The organism is Rhizobium sp. BR 249, assembly GCF_047445895.1.
In the GTDB taxonomy this organism is placed as follows: Bacteria; Pseudomonadota; Alphaproteobacteria; order Rhizobiales; family Rhizobiaceae; genus Rhizobium.
Genome location: NZ_JARWKX010000020.1, coordinates 62,919 through 77,455, shown reverse-complemented (window position 1 = coordinate 77,455; position 14,537 = coordinate 62,919). Strand labels below are relative to the sequence as shown.

Here is a 14,537-nt window from a genome sequence, read left to right as displayed (position 1 = left end):
GCGCCCAGAAGAAAGTTCCGTCGTCTCAAAGCGCGGTCTCGCTCGGCTGTTTTCCGGCGAGCGGCTTGACCATGAACAGGCACGGATGGTCTTCGTGCCAGAGCTTGGCAAACACCTCCGCCCTGACGAAGCCGTTCCGGTCGTAGAAGCGGCGGGTCGCCTCGAATTGCGGTTCGTCGCGGCCGCGCGGCGCGAGTGTCTTGACCGTCAGCAGCCGGGCGCCCGATTGATGGGCGAAGCGTTCGGCCGCATCGACGAGATGCCGTCCGGCGCCATGGCCGTGATATTCCGGCCGCGTCGCGATCAGCGCGATCTCGACGGCGCCGGGCAGGTGCGGCTTCAGCGCGATCATGGCGGTGACGACATCCGCCTCGACATAGCCGAACACCGGCAGATCCTCGACCGCCTCCGCGCTCGCCTCGATGACCTCGGGCTCCGAAAACCAGTCGGGCAGGGCGCCCATGATCGATCGGCAGAGCTCCGCCTTGCCCGTCAGGATCTCAACTGTTCGTCCCATTTTTTCTCGTCTCCGGTCGGCCGATTTAAACTTGACTCCTGTTATCACCTTAAATTAGACACTGCAATCAAATCGTGTACCTTTGTTCAAAGGCAGCACCGAGGCCGAACCGACCAGCAACGACAGAGCCTGATTTTCCATTTGTAAAAAGGGTACAGGACAATGCGAGCATCGCATCGTGATGTGAACGGAAATGCGGTTGTCAACGCGATGATCGAAAACAAGGAAAAACTCCTTAAAACGATTGAAAGCGTTGTCAAATCAAGGTCATATTCTGAGGATATATTTCAGGATGGCGTCATCAAGGCTTACGGGGTGAATGTCGAAGGCATTCGTTGCCCCATCGGTTACGCATTCCGGATGGTCTATAACCTCGCGCTCGACGAGAGCCGGCGGCGGCGTCAGCAGATGAACAACTATAGGTCGATAGACCAGGTGCAGGAGATTACCGCTCCGATCCCGACCGTGCTCGACCAACTCGTCGCCGCCGAGACTTTACGCGATGTGCTCGCCTCGCTGGAAGCGCTGCCGAAGCGGACCAACGACGCCTTCATCCGCCATCGCCTGAACGGTGTGCCGCAGAAGGATATAGCGGCCGAACTCGGCGTCTCGAGGACGCTCGTCAATTTCATGATCAAGGCGGCGGAGCAGCATTGCCATTCGGCGATCACCGAACCCGCCGGCCCCGATCATGAACCTCGCCGGGATACTACCGCCGTGCGGCGTGCAGCGCCTGCTGCAGGTCGCTCCACAGCAGTTCCGGTTCTTCCAGCCCAACGGCGAAACGAATTGTCTGTTCGCTCACGCCGAACCGGATGAAGGTGGTCATCCGGTCGGGGATCTGCAGCGCGACCTTGGCCGGGACCACGAGTGTTTCCGGTCCTCCCCAGCTGACGCCGAGGCGGATCTCGCGCAGCGCGTTGACGAAGCGCGCCACATCGATGTCGGGCGTGAGGTCGAAGGCGAAGAGCCCGGCATAACCCGACAGCGTCGCCCGGCCGGGATGATCCTGAAAGGCTGGGTGGCGGACGCGCGCGATGTCGGGATGTTGCTTCAGCCGGTCGGCGAGCAGAAGCCCGCTGCGTTCATGTTCCTTGAGACGGACGCGCAGCGTACGCATGCCGCGCAGCAGGAGCCAGGCCTCGAAGGGCGAAAGCTTGGCGCCGACATAGGGATAGGAGGTCGAGTTGATCCTGGCGATCGCCTCCTTCGAACCGACGACGACGCCGGCGACCGTATCGCTGTGGCCGCCGAGATATTTCGAGGCGGCGTGAATGACGATATCGACGCCATGCTGGATCGGCTTCTGGAAGAGCGGCGTCGCCCAGGAATTATCGATGATCGTAGTGACGCCTGCCTCCTTCGCCATGGCTGACAGCGCCACGATGTCCTGAAGCTCGAAGACGAAGGAGGAGGGGTTTTCGAGATAGAGCAGCTTGGCGCCCGGCAGCGCCTTGCGCACCTCGTCATGGTCGGAGGGATCGACGAAATCCACGGTGACGCCGAGCCTGCCGAGCAGCTTCACGAGAAGGCGGTAGACGTCATTATAAAGGTGGCGGACGGCGACGACCCGGTCGCCCACTTCCACGAGGCTGAGAATGGTCGAGGTGATGGCGGCCGTTCCGCTGGAAAAGGCGCGCCCATCCTCCGCGCCTTCGAGGCGGGCGACCAGCAGTTCGAATTCGCGGACGGTCGGATTGTCGCCGCGCGAATAGATGAAGTTGCGCGCCCGGCCGGCGAAGACATCCTCCATCGCCTCATAACTGTCATAGGTGAAGAGCGAGGTCTGGAAGATCGGCGGCGACACGGCGTTGAAGGCGGCCGGGTCGACGGGCGTGAAGAGATCGTCGGCGGCCGCATGGGCGCCAAGGTCGCGCGGGCTGAAGGACTGGTTCATGATGATCCTTTCATGGACAAAAGCGGGGATGGGGACGGATAGCGCTCAGAGGTTCGGCCGAGCGCTGCCGAAGGGCGCCGAGCGACCTTGCCAGGCAGAAGCATGACAGCAGGCCGGTGAGCGCCGAGGCCAGGAACATGGCCCAGAGCAGGCCGGAAAAACCGAAGAAGGGCGGCAGGAGGGCAAGCAGCGGAAATAGAAGATATCCGTTCTGCGCCAGGCCGACGGCAAGGGCGGCTTTCGGCCTGCCCTGCGCCTGAAAGAGGATCAGCACGGTCTGCCGGATGCCGAACAGCAGGAAGGGGAGGTGGGTCGCGACGATCGCCTGGCCTGCGATCGACATCACGGATGCATCGTCGGTGAAGAATGAGGCGAGGTGTTCGGAAAAGATGATCGCCGCCAGTCCGTAGACGCCGCCGACCGCGCTGGTGACGGCGGTCAGCATGCGGGCTGACGAGAGCACCCGTGATATATCCCCGCGGCCCCAGGCAAAACTCAGGATGGCCTGCGCCCCGAGCGAAATGCCGATGACGGGAAGTGCGCCGACCGCAAGCAGCCGCAGGGCGATCCCGACCCCGGCAATGCCGTCTTCACCGTGATAAGTGCCGGCGACCGACAGCATCGCGGCGATTGCGCCGGCCGTCGCAAGGCTCGTCAGCGTCGTCGGCGCGCCCACGGCAAGCACCGGCCTGAGATGCCTGAGATCGCCGAACCGCCAGCCGAACGTCAGTCGGATCGTGCCGAGCCTTCTGGCATGATAGGCGCCGTAGATGGAGAGCGCCACGAGCTGGGAGAGGATCGTCGCAATCGCCACCCCCTGCAGGCCGAGACCGAAGCCGAAGATCATGATCGGGTCGAGGACGATGTTCAGCGCGAAGCAGGCGACCAGCGTCCACATGCTGAAGCGGGCATTGCCCTCGGCGATCGCCAGGAAATCGAGGATGATCTGCGCCATCGTCAGCGGGATCGAGACCGCGATGATGAGGAGATAATGCTGTGCAAGCGGCTCGATGGCGGGTGTCGCGCCGAACAGCAGGAAAGATGGGAACGCGACGATGGCGATGGCGCTTGCCGCGCCGAAGGCGATGCCGGCTGCAAGGCTGATCGAGGCAAGCGTGCTCGCCCTCGACCGGTCGCCGGCGCCGAGCGCCCGGCCGACCTCGGTCGCCACGCCGACGCCGATGCCTTCGCCGAAGGCGGCGACGAGCATCAGGATCGGCAGCACGATCATGATCGCGGCGATCTGGTCTTCGCCGATCATGCCGACGAAGATCATGTTGATCGTGTGATGCGCGGCATTGATCGACAGGCCGAACATGGCGGGTAGGCCGAGGCGCAGCAGCAGCCGGAAAAGCTGCGGGCTGGCAAGATCTTCCGGGGCAAGCCGCCGTTTCCGCAGGCTGCCGCTCATCTCGCTCATGTCGTTCATGATGCGGGCACCCAGAGATGATCACCGAAGAAGCGCTCGCGGGTCAGCATGACGAGAAGCGCCCGCTTGTGCGGAAAATCGAAATGCTTGACCTTGGCAAAGCCCGAGCGGTCGAGATTGCGGATCTGCTGCTCGTGGCTGGCGCGCGGCTCGCCGACGATGCGCCTGGTGCGGGGATCGTCGAGGAAGATGAAATGCATCAGCGAGGGAAGCCAGGCGCTGATCCATTTCTTGCCGCGATAATCCGGCTCGCCGATCGCCACATGCCATCCACGATCGTAATCGTCGGCATCATAATAGGGACCGAGCCGGTTCTCCTTGGCCCAGTAGACCTCGAAATAGCCGAAGGGAATATCGGCGAAACTGCCGATCAGCGGCAGGACATGCGGATCGGCGATCCTCTCTTCCAGGATCTCCCGGTGCTTGTCGATCGAGCCCGCATCCTCCCAGATCGTGTTGACCTGCTCGTCGTTCATCCAGCGATGGAAGACCGCAAGATCGGTCTCGGGATCGGCCACCCTGAAGCTGATATCCCGCTCCAGCCACGGGATGAAGCGCTGGTATACCGTGCCCTTCGGCTTTGCCGGCCGGCGCGGATGATAGCGGCCTGCCGTCATCTCCTGCACGGACGGCAGCGGATAGGACATCTGTGGCAGCCACGGGGAGGGCCATTGCCAGAGGATGGCGGAATCGAGCCGTCCGTCGATGCCTGAAATGTACCGGGGAAGGCTCGCCTGATGGCCTTCGAAAGCGACCGATTTGATCGAGCGGTCTTGCGCCGTCACCGCTTCGGCGGCCGCCATGAGAAGCTCCGCCGATTGCACGGGATTTCCCTCGTAGAAGGTCAGCGAGGCGATGCCGGCTTCGACTTGGAGGGCGACTTCGTGATTGCCGTGTGCGGTGTTGAGATGGACGATATTGGGGGCAAGCCTGACATAGCTGCGCGCCTGCAGAACCCGCCTTTGCTTGGCGGCGTCGAAATCCATGATGTTCTCCTTGATCGGCAGGGCTTTTGATGCTGCGAGCATGAAGCCCGCTCCTGCGCCGATTTGGTAGAATGACGATCCATCCCTGGGCGGATTTAGGGGTAAACGAAGAAAAAAATTCTCAGCAATTTTCTAAACTCCAGCAGGGGGGATCCGTCATTTGCGCATGACGACAATCTCTGCAGGAGCTTCGAATGGACAATCTTGAGCCCCGCGACGATCTCTGGATCGTCGTCCTCGACACCGAGCATCACTACTCGGTCTGGCCGCAGGACAAGCGGATTCCGGTGAGCTGGCAGGCGGCGGGTTTTGCCGGTTCGCGCCAGGAATGCCTTGCCCATATCCGCGACGTCTGGGCCGATCCGCGCCCGCTTTCCCTGCGCTCGGCCATATCAGCCGATGCGCGTCTCTGAAAAGGTCTGGATGGCAAGATGAACAAGCAGATTACCAATTTCGCCGATGCCCGCCCGACCGATGCTGTGGACGCCGTCTTCGAGAGCTTTCCGCTGACGATCGCGCAGAAGCGCATCTGGTCGCTGGAGCAGATCGGCAACTACACCGTCTTTCCCGACCAGATCATCGGGCTGCGATTGAGTGCCGCAATCAACGTCGAGACGCTTACCGGCGCCTGCCGCGCGCTCGTGGCTGAGAACCCGTCGCTGGCCACCCGCTTCCGCCGGCTGGCGGGCGGTCGCATCGAGCAGTATCGCGGCGCGTCGAACGCCGTGCCGATCGAAATCCTCGGCAAGGAAGGAGCCGCTCTTTCAGAGGCTGAAGCCTTGGCCGTGCGAAAAGCCTTCCGCGACAAGCGCTTCGATCTGCTGGAAGGGCCGGGTGCGCGCATCCAGATCATCCGGCTTGCCGATGGGCAATCACTGCTGACGATCGTGCTGCATCCGATCATCTCAGACGACCGGGAAAAATCCGTTCTTGCCGCTTCGCTGGCGCGCATTCTCGACGGCCAATCCGGCGGTGACATGCGGCCGGCGGAAATTTCGGCCGGAATGCGGGAGGAAGAATGGCTGGAGACGGATGCGGCGCGCGAAGCGCTCACCTATTGGCGCGAGACGATCGGTCTCGACTATGCGGCCTCGACCTTTCCCACCCGCTTCAACAGCGGCGGCCTTGCCGGCGTGGCGCGGGCTGAGCATCGGTTTGCAATCGAGCCCGAGCTGTGGGGCAGGCTCGAACAGCATGCGCAGGGCAAGGGATATCAGGTCGAGCGCGTGCTGCACGCCGCCTTCTGCGCGCTGCTTGCGCGTTACAGCGGCAACTATGCTTTGCTGACCGGCCTCCTTGTTGCGCGCGCCCGCAACGAGCATTTCGCCAGCCGCGGCCGCGCCGAACAGGTGCTTCCCCTCGTCCTGCCGCTCGCCTCCCGGCATTCGCTCGACGATGTCGTCGCGGCGATCTCGTCGGTGACGGAGGAGGGGCTTCGCCGGCTCGTGCCGCTGGAGCGCATCACGCAGGAACTGGTCGTCGATGAAGCGGCCGCCCAGGAGGCCGTGGTCAAGGCGCTGTTCGAATTCCGCGAACCCTATCCGGTCGTGAGAGATGCGGCGAATCTGGAACTATTAGGCGCGCGCGCCGACAGCGAGCTTTCCCTGGTCGTTGAGGCGCGTCTGGAAGGCGGCGCATTCGGGCTGGTCGATTACGCCCAGGATCTTTACGACGGCGCCCTGATCGCCCGCGTCGCCAAGCATTTCCGCCTGGTGCTCGAACAGATCGTCGCGCAGCCAAATCTCAGGATTAGGGATATCGAACTCGTCGGCAGCGACGAGCTCGACTGGTTGTCGGCCCCTTATGAGGACGACGCCGTCAACGATGACCGGCCGGTCCATGAGCTGATATCGGCCCATTCGCGCCGGACGCCTGAGAAGACCGCGATCGTCTATGGCGACGAGGAGTGGAGCCATGGCTGGCTGGAGGCGAGCACCAACCGCCTCGGGCATCGGCTGCGGCAGCTCGGCGTTCGTGCCGAGGTGACAGTCGCGATCTTCATCAAGCGTTCGCCGGAGGCGATCGTCGGCATTCTCGCCACGCTGAAGGCCGGCGGCGCCTATATCCCCGTCGAGCCCGACCATCCGCCGGCGCGCAACCACCACATCCTGCGCGACGGCGGCGTCAAGATCGTCCTGACCCACAGCTGGCTGCGCCACCGGCTGCCGGAAGAGCTCGATGCGATTATCCTCGAACTCGACAAGCTCGATCTCGACGGCGAGCCGGATACGCCGCTCTATCTTCCCACGCATAAGGATCAGCTCGCCTATGTCATGTACACCTCGGGATCGACCGGATTGCCGAAGGGTGTGGCCGTCGAGCATGGTCCGCTGACGCATCATCTGCAGAATACCTCGCGCGTCTACGGCATGAGCTCGGAGTCCCGCGAACTGCCCTTCCTGCCCTTCAGCTCGGACGGCGGCCATGAGCGCTGGATGAACCCGCTGATGGAAGGCGGCAGTATCATTCTTCCCGACCAGCCGCTCTGGACGCCGGAAGAGACGCTGACGGCGATGCGCAAGCACGGCGCCAACAATGCGAGCATTCCCACGACCTATCTGCAGCAGCTGGCGGAATGGGCCGACATTACCGACGGCGCGCCGCCGATGCGGCTTTACTCCTTCGGCGGCGAGGGGCTGGCGCAATCGACCTTCGACCTCCTGTCGCGGGCGCTAAAATCGGAATGGCTGATCAACGGCTACGGTCCGACGGAAACCATCATGACGCCGATGGTCTGGAAGGTGAGGGCCGGCACGAAGTTCCAGGGCGTCTACGCCCCGCTCGGCCGCGCCGTCGGGCTCCGGCGCGTCTACGTGCTCGACCCCGACCTCAATCTGTGCCCGATCGGCGTGACCGGCGAGCTTTATATCGGCGGCGAGGGCATTGCCCGCGGCTATCTCGGCAAGCCGGATACGACGGCGGACCGCTTCATCCCTGATCCGTTCTCGAAAGAAGGCGGCCGGCTTTACCGCTCCGGCGACCTCACGCGCTGGCGCGAAGACGGAACCGTCGAATTCGTCGGCCGCGTCGACCATCAGGTGAAGCTGCGCGGCTACCGCATCGAGCTCGGCGAGATCGAAGCGGCGCTGCTCCAGCAGCCGGGCGTCGGCGAAGCCCTGGTCGTGCTTCGCGACGACGATGCCGGCGAGAAAGCGCTGGTCGCCTATGTCGTTCCGAAGAAGGACGAGAGGCTCGATGTCGAGACTGTTCGATCCGGCCTCGAACGCAGCCTGCCCTCCTACATGGTGCCGGCGGCCGTGGTCGAACTCGAAAAGATGCCGACCAATCCGAACAGCAAGCTCGACCGTTTCGCGCTGCCCGCACCCCAGCCGGTCAAGCGCGCCATCGTCGAGCCGGCGACCGCGCTCGAAGAAGAGGTGCTGGATGTCTGGCGCCAGGTTCTCAAGCTGGAAGCGATCAGCGTCGAGGACAATTTCTTCGCGATCGGCGGCAATTCGCTGGGCGCAATCCGCATTCTTTCCCTGCTGCGCCAACGCAGGCCGAAGATCCCGCTCACCGTCGCCGATATCTTCAACAACCCGACCATTCGCGCCTTTGCCGGCGTGATGGAACAAGGGGAGGAGCGGGATCTTTCCGAGGTGATCGTGCTGCGGGCATCAGGCGCCAAGCCGCGGCTCTATTGCTTCCCCGGACTTCTCGTCAGCACCCGCGAATATGTGAAGCTCGTCGATTATCTCGGCGCCGACCAGCCGGCGACCGGCTTCATTTGCCATTCGCTGTCCGAGAAGAAGGAAGTCGGCGCGCCTGTCGAAGAAATCATCGAGAGCTATGTCGACTATATCAGGAAGCACAGCGGCGGCGCGCCCTGCACTTTCCTCGGCTGGTCCTGGGGCGGGCTTCTGGCCTATGAGGCTGCCCGCACGCTTGCCAACGAGGTCGACATCAGGATGATGGCGATGGTCGACGTCTGCGACCTCGGATCGGAATTTGCGATCGGCGCCAAGCCGAGGTTCCGGCCAGGTGAACGCGACGCGCTTCACCGGGACGTGCAGGCATGGCTGCAAAAGACGGCGATGCGCCCGGAATGGGACCGGCTGCTGTCGACGATGGATGCCGATACCTACGAGCAGTTCCTGCGCTTCGTCGGCGACGAGAAAGATCCGCTTCCCACCGACGGGCCTGATATCAGCAGCCGCGAACATACGTTCTGGGTGCTGATCGACAATGCCCTGATCTTCCGCAAGCACCGGCTCGTTCCCCATGACGTGCCGATCTATCCCTGGGCGGCCGATGACAGCCTCAACCGCGGCCTCAACCTGATCGATTGGCGCCGCCTGTCGCCACGCGCGCATGCGGCCGAGATCATCACCGGCACCAACCACCTGCACATGATCGGGTCGCCCGCCTTCCATTCAAGGCTTGCCCTGCGTCTCAAGGAAACAGAGAAGGATAACGCATGACCGTCGCTTTTACCCGCAGGGATGCCCTGAACGAGCCGCTCGATCTTGCCGGCATCGGCATCGGTCCCTCCAATCTGAGCCTTGCCTGCCTGCTGGAATCCGTGCCCGAGGTCCGCAGCCGCTTCTTCGAGCGGCGCGGCGCCTTCGACTGGCATCCCGGCATGATGATGCCCGGCGTCGAGCTGCAATCGTCCTTCCTGAAGGATCTCGTCACCCCGGTCCTGCCGACCAGCCGCTGGTCCTTCATCTCCTATCTGGTCGCCCATAAAAGGCTCTACGCCTTCCTGAACGCCAATTACGAGGCCGTCCCCCGGCAGGAATTCGCGCGTTACCTCGCCTGGGTCGCCAAGGGCGTGGAGGGCTTGCGCTTTTCGAGCGAGATCCGCGATGTCGAACACCGCGACGACCGCTTCGTCCTGCGCTTCGACAACGGCCAGGAAGAAGCGCGGAACCTGGTGATCGGCACCGGCTCTTCGCCCTTCGTGCCCGATTGGGCGAAACCCTTCCTCGGCGCGGATTGCTTCCATAACAGCGAGGCCAAAACGCGCATCGGCGATCTCGGCGCTTCCCGCGTCGTCGTGGTCGGCGGCGGCCAGAGCGGCGGCGAGGTGGTGGAAGCGCTGCTTGGCGATCCCGGTTCGATGACGGAACTGACCTGGATCAGCCGGCGCCATAATTTCGAGCCGATCAACGACACGCCGTTTTCGAACCAGGTCTTTTCGCCCGAATATGTGCAGGCCTATCTGAAACTCAGCGGCGAGCAGAAGCAGGCGGCGCTGAAGAACTCGATCCTGACCAGCGACGGCCTGTCGATTTCGACGATCCATTCGATCTATCGCCGCCTCTATGCGCTGCGTTATCTCGAGCCGGGTACGCTCAACGCATCTCTGTCGCCGAACCGCGACGTGATCCAGATGGAGCGGAACGGCAATGCCTATCGGCTCATCGTCCGCAACCATTTCGACGGCGGCATAGAAGTGCTGCATGCCGACGCCGTGGTTCTGGCGACTGGCTACAGGTTCCGGCTGCCGGATGCACTCGGCTCGCTCAGCGAAAGGATCAGTCTCGACAGAAACGGCTATCCCACGCTGAACGACGATTACACCATGCAGTGGACGGGGCCGAGAACCAACCGGCTGTTCGCGCAGAATGCCGGCCGCTATTCGCACGGCATCGCCGACTCGCAGCTCAGCCTCATGGCCTGGCGCAGCGCCGCCATCGTCAACACGCTTCTCGGCCGGCAGCATTTCGATGCCGAACCCGACAATGCGCAACTGGTCTGGGCGACGGAGGCAGCTTCCGCGATACCGCATCAGCTGCGCGCCGGCTATTCGGACGGCATGCTGTCGTCCTGAAACATGCGTGTATGAATGCCGGGGAGCCCTGATCGGGAGGAAATAGCCAGCGCGACGACGTGCTGGCTGCCACTCTCGATCAGACGGTGAAACCAACGCCGGTCGCGCTCGCCGTCATGGGCCGCAATCGGCAAGCCGTTCTCCCAGGAAAAGGAAACGCTGCGGGGATCTTCGCGCAAGCCCACGCCGAGCGCTTTGAGATGGCTCTCCTTGAGCGCCCAAAGTTGAACGGCGGCGCGTGGCCGTTCTTGCGCCGGCAATTCACCGAGCCAGCGTCGTTCATCCGAACTGCAATAGGCATCCAACGCCGCCTCTTCGATCTCTGCATCGGCGCGTTCGCAATCTATCCCGATGCGCTCGCATCCCGACGCAACCACGACCGCCACCATGCCGTCGGCATTGGCGAGGCTGAATTGCGGCGTATCGCGACCTTCAAGGCTCGGCTTGCCCTGTTCGTCTGCGACCAACACGATCTCACGCGGCGGCGTGCCAGTATGGGCGCTCAACAGCCGACGTAGGAGATACCGCCCGGCCATGAACGAGGTCCGATCGCGTTCGAACCGGTAGGCCGCGGCGCGCTCCAACTCATGCGATGAAAGCGACTGCCTCCAGCGCTTACCCTCGCCTTCGTTCTGCGGATATTGCCAAAGCACGACATCGATGGCGGCCGGTTGATTGTCTGATTGCTGCATGAGGCCAGTATGCGTACCGCTGCCCGATTGGCAATCAGGCAGCGGTTTAGGTCGGGCTCTATTCCGCGGCCTCAATGAAGCGATGGCGCTCATAGAGGAACTTCAGCACGGCTTCGCGGCATTTGAGGTACGTCCGGTCGGAGGCGAGTTCGATGCGGTTGCGGGGGCGGGGTATCGTGACGTCGAGCACTTCGCCGATGCGGGCCGCCGGGCCGTTGGTCATCATCACGATGCGATCGGACAGCAGCACCGCTTCGTCGACATCATGGGTGATCATGACAATTGTGTTGCCGAGGCGGGCGTGGATTTCCATCACCGCGTCCTGAAGATGGGCGCGGGTCAGTGCGTCGAGGGCGCCGAATGGCTCGTCGAGCAGCAGGATCTTCGGCTCCATCGAAAGGGCGCGCGCAATGCCGACGCGCTGTTTCATGCCGCCGGAGATTTCCGAAGGCCGCTTATCCCTCGCATGCGCCATCTGCACGAGATCGAGATTGGCCATGACCCATTCATGCCGCTCGGCTTTTGTCTTCGTCCTGCCGAAGACCTTGGAGACGGCGAGATTGACGTTCTCGTAGACCGTCAGCCAGGGCAGGAGCGAGTGGTTCTGGAAGACGACGGCGCGTTCGGGGCCCGGCTCGTTGACCTCGCGGTTTTCAAGAAGCACGGCGCCTGCGGAAACCGGGGTCAGGCCGGCAATGAGATTGAGAAGGGTGGACTTGCCGCAGCCCGAATGGCCGATGATCGAGACGAATTCTCCCTCCGATATAGTCAGGTTGATGTCTTTCAGGATCTCGGCGCGCACGCCGCCGCGATCGAAATGCTTGTCGATGCGATCGAGCTTCAGATAGGCGTTCATGGATATGTTCCTCAGTTGGCCGTGGCGCCGCGGGTGATGAGTTTGCCGAGGGCGGCCACCAGCTTGTCGAGCGCGAAGCCGACGACGCCGATATAGGCGAGCGCGACGATGATGTCGGGAAGGCGCGACGAGTTCCAGGCGTCCCAGATGAAGAAGCCGATGCCGACGCCGCCGGTCAGCATTTCGGCCGCAACGATGGCGAGCCAGGAAAGGCCGACGCCGATCCTGAGGCCGGTGAAGATGTAAGGCGCTGCCGAAGGCAGCATGATCTTCCAGAAAAATTCGAACTGGTTGAGGCGCAGCACCTCGGCGACGTTGCGGTAGTCCTGCGGAATGTTGCGGACGCCGACGGCGGTGTTGATGATGACGGGCCAGATCGAGGTGATGAAGATGACGAAGATCGCCGAAGGATTGGAATCCTGGAAGGCTGCGAGCGACAGCGGCAGCCAGGCGAGCGGCGGAACCGTGCGCAGCACCTGGAAGATCGGATCGAGGCCGCGCATCGCCCAGACCGATTGGCCGATGATCGCGCCGATGACGACGCCGGCGACCCCGGCGAGCCCGAAGCCATAAGCGACGCGCTGCAGCGAAACGAGCACGCGCCAGCCGAGCCCGATATCCTGGGAGCCGTAATTGAAGAAGGGATAGGCGATCAGGTCATAGCTGTCCTGCCAGACCTGATGCGGCGAGGGTAGGGACGCATCCGTGGAGGAACACAGCACCTGCCAGACGAGCAGGAGGAGTGCCAGCACGACGGTTGGCGGAACCACGTTGCGAAGTGCGGCCAGGCCCGCACGGCGAAAGTCGATCCGTGGTCCATGCCCGCCGGAAAACGGCAGGACCTTTGCCGCCCGCTTGACGGAGACGGCCGTGGAGGGATTTTGTTTATTTGCCAGGGCGGACATCGACGCGCTCCTCACGTGAAAAGGGGCCGGCGCGCTGATGGCGCGCCGGGGTGGGTCAGGAGACGGCCTTGATCGACAGGCTTTCGAGATAGGCCGCGGGATTTTCAGGGTCGAAGACCTTGCCGTCGAAGAAGGTTTCCTTGCCGCGGGAAGACGATGCCGGAATGTCGGCGGCAGCGACGCCGAGGTCTTTGGCCGCTTCGCGCCAGACGTCTTCGCGGTTCACCTGGTCGACCAGTGCCTTGACATCCGTCGTCGCCGGCAGATTTCCCCAGCGGATGTTTTCCGTCATGAACCAGGAATCGTGGCTCTTGAACGGATAGGAGGCGCCGTCCTTCCAGAACTTCATGTAGAGGTCGGTGGCCTTGGCCTCGCGGCCGTTGCCATAATTGATGTCGCCCTTGAGGCGGCCGAGCACATCCTTGGTCGGCACGTTGAACCACTGGCGCTTGCCGAGAATGTCGGCCATCTCCGCCTTGTTGTCCATGCTCTCGCACCACTGCTGAGCTTCCATGACGGCCATCAGCAGGGCCTTGGCGGCATTGGGATTCTTTTCGATCCACTCGGCGCGCAGCCCCAGCGCCTTTTCGGGATGGCCCTTCCAGAGTTCGCCGGTGGTGGCTGCCGTGAAGCCGATGCCCTGGTTGACGAGCTGCTCGTTCCACGGTTCGCCCACACAGAAGACGTCCATGTTGCCGACCTTCATGTTGGCCACCATCTGCGGCGGCGGCACGACGATGGTCGAAACGTCCTTGTTCGGGTCGATGCCGCCGGCGGCAAGCCAGTAGCGGATCCAGAGATCGTGGGTGCCGCCCGGGAAGGTCATGGCGGCCTTGATTTCTTTGCCGTCCGCCTTCTTCTTCTCGAAGGCCGCCTTCAGCTTGGAGGCATCGAGCTGCACGCCGGTTTCGGCATATTCCTTGGCGACCGAAATGCCCTGGCTGTCGAGATTGAGCCGGGCCAGGATCGCCATCGGCACCGGCTTGTTGTTCTGCGTCACCTTGCCGGTGTGCATGAGATAGGGAAGCGGCGACAGGATATGCGCGCCGTCGATGCCGTTGGCGGCGCCGCCGAGCACCAGATTGTCGCGCGTCGCACCCCAGGATGCCTGTTTGGCGACATCCGTTTCCGGCAGGCCATGCTTGTCGAAAAGGCCCTTCTCCTTGGCGATGATCAGCGGTGCGGAATCCGTCAGGGCGATGAAGCCCAGCTTGACGCCTTTCACTTCAGGGCCGGGCCCGGCTGCAAAGGCGCCGGACGGGAAGGCAGTCTTGACGGCGCCGATGAGGGCGGCCGCCGCAGTCGTCTTGAGCATGCTGCGCCGGGTGATGCCGGGTGTCGAATTCTTGGTCATACGCAGGTTCCCTCTGCTGGCTGAATTTGGACACAAAAAAACGCCGCCGGAATGCGTCCACGGGATGGGAGAATCCCGGATGGCAAACCTTGCGACGTCGGTGTCTTGCGTAAGCGCTTATGCCG

Annotated in this window: 12 protein-coding genes; 4 read left to right on the top strand and 8 right to left on the bottom strand. The window is 63.0% G+C overall.

The features are described 5' to 3' along the window. Positions 1 to 25 precede the first annotated feature (25 nt). Positions 26 to 517: a GNAT family N-acetyltransferase gene (locus QD408_RS18985; RefSeq protein ID WP_088684013.1), complete on the bottom strand. Its 492-nt coding sequence runs from the start codon at positions 515 to 517 to the stop codon at positions 26 to 28. Positions 518 to 679: 162 nt separating this feature from the next. Between QD408_RS18985 and QD408_RS18980 the strand changes: the two genes are divergently transcribed. After that, positions 680 to 1,336, top strand: a complete 657-nt coding sequence (locus tag QD408_RS18980) for a sigma-70 family RNA polymerase sigma factor (RefSeq protein WP_414140360.1) — start codon at positions 680 to 682, stop codon at positions 1,334 to 1,336. Here the strand turns inward: QD408_RS18980 and QD408_RS18975 are convergent. Genes QD408_RS18975 through QD408_RS18965 form a run of 3 tightly spaced genes read right to left on the bottom strand, consistent with a single transcriptional unit; the run spans position 1,227 to position 4,829 of the window. After that, on the bottom strand, positions 1,227 to 2,414 hold the full coding sequence (locus QD408_RS18975; RefSeq protein ID WP_414140359.1) for a PLP-dependent transferase: 1,188 nt from the start codon (positions 2,412 to 2,414) through the stop codon (positions 1,227 to 1,229). The genes QD408_RS18980 and QD408_RS18975 overlap by 110 nt on opposite strands. A gap of 10 nt (positions 2,415 to 2,424) precedes the next feature. Further along, positions 2,425 to 3,843: an MATE family efflux transporter gene (locus QD408_RS18970; protein WP_414140358.1), complete on the bottom strand. Its 1,419-nt coding sequence runs from the start codon at positions 3,841 to 3,843 to the stop codon at positions 2,425 to 2,427. Next, entirely contained in the window at positions 3,840 to 4,829 is a 990-nt protein-coding gene (locus tag QD408_RS18965; protein ID WP_414140392.1) for a GNAT family N-acetyltransferase, read from the bottom strand. Before QD408_RS18965 ends, QD408_RS18970 begins: the two co-directional genes overlap by 4 nt. A gap of 194 nt (positions 4,830 to 5,023) precedes the next feature. Here QD408_RS18965 and QD408_RS18960 point away from each other — a divergent pair, with 194 nt between their 5' ends. The 3 genes from QD408_RS18960 to QD408_RS18950 are packed head-to-tail and all read left to right on the top strand — an operon-like array spanning position 5,024 to position 10,605. After that, positions 5,024 to 5,242 (top strand): MbtH family protein, encoded by a 219-nt coding sequence (locus tag QD408_RS18960; RefSeq protein WP_414140357.1) that lies wholly within the window; start codon positions 5,024 to 5,026, stop codon positions 5,240 to 5,242. Between the two features lie 18 nt (positions 5,243 to 5,260). Next, complete coding sequence (locus QD408_RS18955) at positions 5,261 to 9,250, top strand: non-ribosomal peptide synthetase (RefSeq protein ID WP_414140356.1); 3,990 nt, start codon at positions 5,261 to 5,263, stop codon at positions 9,248 to 9,250. After that, positions 9,247 to 10,605 (top strand): lysine N(6)-hydroxylase/L-ornithine N(5)-oxygenase family protein, encoded by a 1,359-nt coding sequence (locus tag QD408_RS18950; RefSeq protein WP_414140355.1) that lies wholly within the window; start codon positions 9,247 to 9,249, stop codon positions 10,603 to 10,605. The genes QD408_RS18955 and QD408_RS18950 overlap by 4 nt, the downstream gene beginning before the upstream one ends. Here the strand turns inward: QD408_RS18950 and QD408_RS18945 are convergent. Genes QD408_RS18945 through QD408_RS18930 form a run of 4 tightly spaced genes read right to left on the bottom strand, consistent with a single transcriptional unit; the run spans position 10,578 to position 14,412 of the window. Next, a complete protein-coding gene (locus QD408_RS18945; protein ID WP_414140354.1) occupies positions 10,578 to 11,297 on the bottom strand; it encodes a 4'-phosphopantetheinyl transferase family protein in 720 nt (239 codons plus the stop codon). The genes QD408_RS18950 and QD408_RS18945 overlap by 28 nt on opposite strands. Before the next feature lie 58 nt (positions 11,298 to 11,355). Then, positions 11,356 to 12,153 carry an ABC transporter ATP-binding protein gene (locus tag QD408_RS18940; RefSeq protein ID WP_414140353.1) on the bottom strand — a complete coding sequence of 266 codons (798 nt, stop codon included), beginning with the start codon at positions 12,151 to 12,153 and terminating at the stop codon, positions 11,356 to 11,358. An 11-nt stretch (positions 12,154 to 12,164) separates the two neighbouring features. Next, the gene (ntrB, locus tag QD408_RS18935) at positions 12,165 to 13,058 is read right to left on the bottom strand and encodes a nitrate ABC transporter permease (RefSeq protein WP_414140352.1); all 894 of its coding nucleotides are present in this window, start codon (positions 13,056 to 13,058) and stop codon (positions 12,165 to 12,167) included. A 55-nt stretch (positions 13,059 to 13,113) separates the two neighbouring features. Beyond that, positions 13,114 to 14,412 carry a CmpA/NrtA family ABC transporter substrate-binding protein gene (locus QD408_RS18930; protein WP_414140351.1) on the bottom strand — a complete coding sequence of 433 codons (1,299 nt, stop codon included), beginning with the start codon at positions 14,410 to 14,412 and terminating at the stop codon, positions 13,114 to 13,116. Between the last annotated feature and the right edge of the window lie 125 nt (positions 14,413 to 14,537).

Coding starts and splice junctions, on each gene's coding strand:
- QD408_RS18985 (WP_088684013.1), bottom strand. CDS start 517: ATGGGACGAACAGTTGAGATCCTGACGGGCAAGGCGGAGCTCTGCCGA.
- QD408_RS18980 (WP_414140360.1), top strand. CDS start 680: ATGCGAGCATCGCATCGTGATGTGAACGGAAATGCGGTTGTCAACGCG.
- QD408_RS18975 (WP_414140359.1), bottom strand. CDS start 2,414: ATGAACCAGTCCTTCAGCCCGCGCGACCTTGGCGCCCATGCGGCCGCC.
- QD408_RS18970 (WP_414140358.1), bottom strand. CDS start 3,843: ATGAACGACATGAGCGAGATGAGCGGCAGCCTGCGGAAACGGCGGCTT.
- QD408_RS18965 (WP_414140392.1), bottom strand. CDS start 4,829: ATGGATTTCGACGCCGCCAAGCAAAGGCGGGTTCTGCAGGCGCGCAGC.
- QD408_RS18960 (WP_414140357.1), top strand. CDS start 5,024: ATGGACAATCTTGAGCCCCGCGACGATCTCTGGATCGTCGTCCTCGAC.
- QD408_RS18955 (WP_414140356.1), top strand. CDS start 5,261: ATGAACAAGCAGATTACCAATTTCGCCGATGCCCGCCCGACCGATGCT.
- QD408_RS18950 (WP_414140355.1), top strand. CDS start 9,247: ATGACCGTCGCTTTTACCCGCAGGGATGCCCTGAACGAGCCGCTCGAT.
- QD408_RS18945 (WP_414140354.1), bottom strand. CDS start 11,297: ATGCAGCAATCAGACAATCAACCGGCCGCCATCGATGTCGTGCTTTGG.
- QD408_RS18940 (WP_414140353.1), bottom strand. CDS start 12,153: ATGAACGCCTATCTGAAGCTCGATCGCATCGACAAGCATTTCGATCGC.
- ntrB (WP_414140352.1), bottom strand. CDS start 13,058: ATGTCCGCCCTGGCAAATAAACAAAATCCCTCCACGGCCGTCTCCGTC.
- QD408_RS18930 (WP_414140351.1), bottom strand. CDS start 14,412: ATGACCAAGAATTCGACACCCGGCATCACCCGGCGCAGCATGCTCAAG.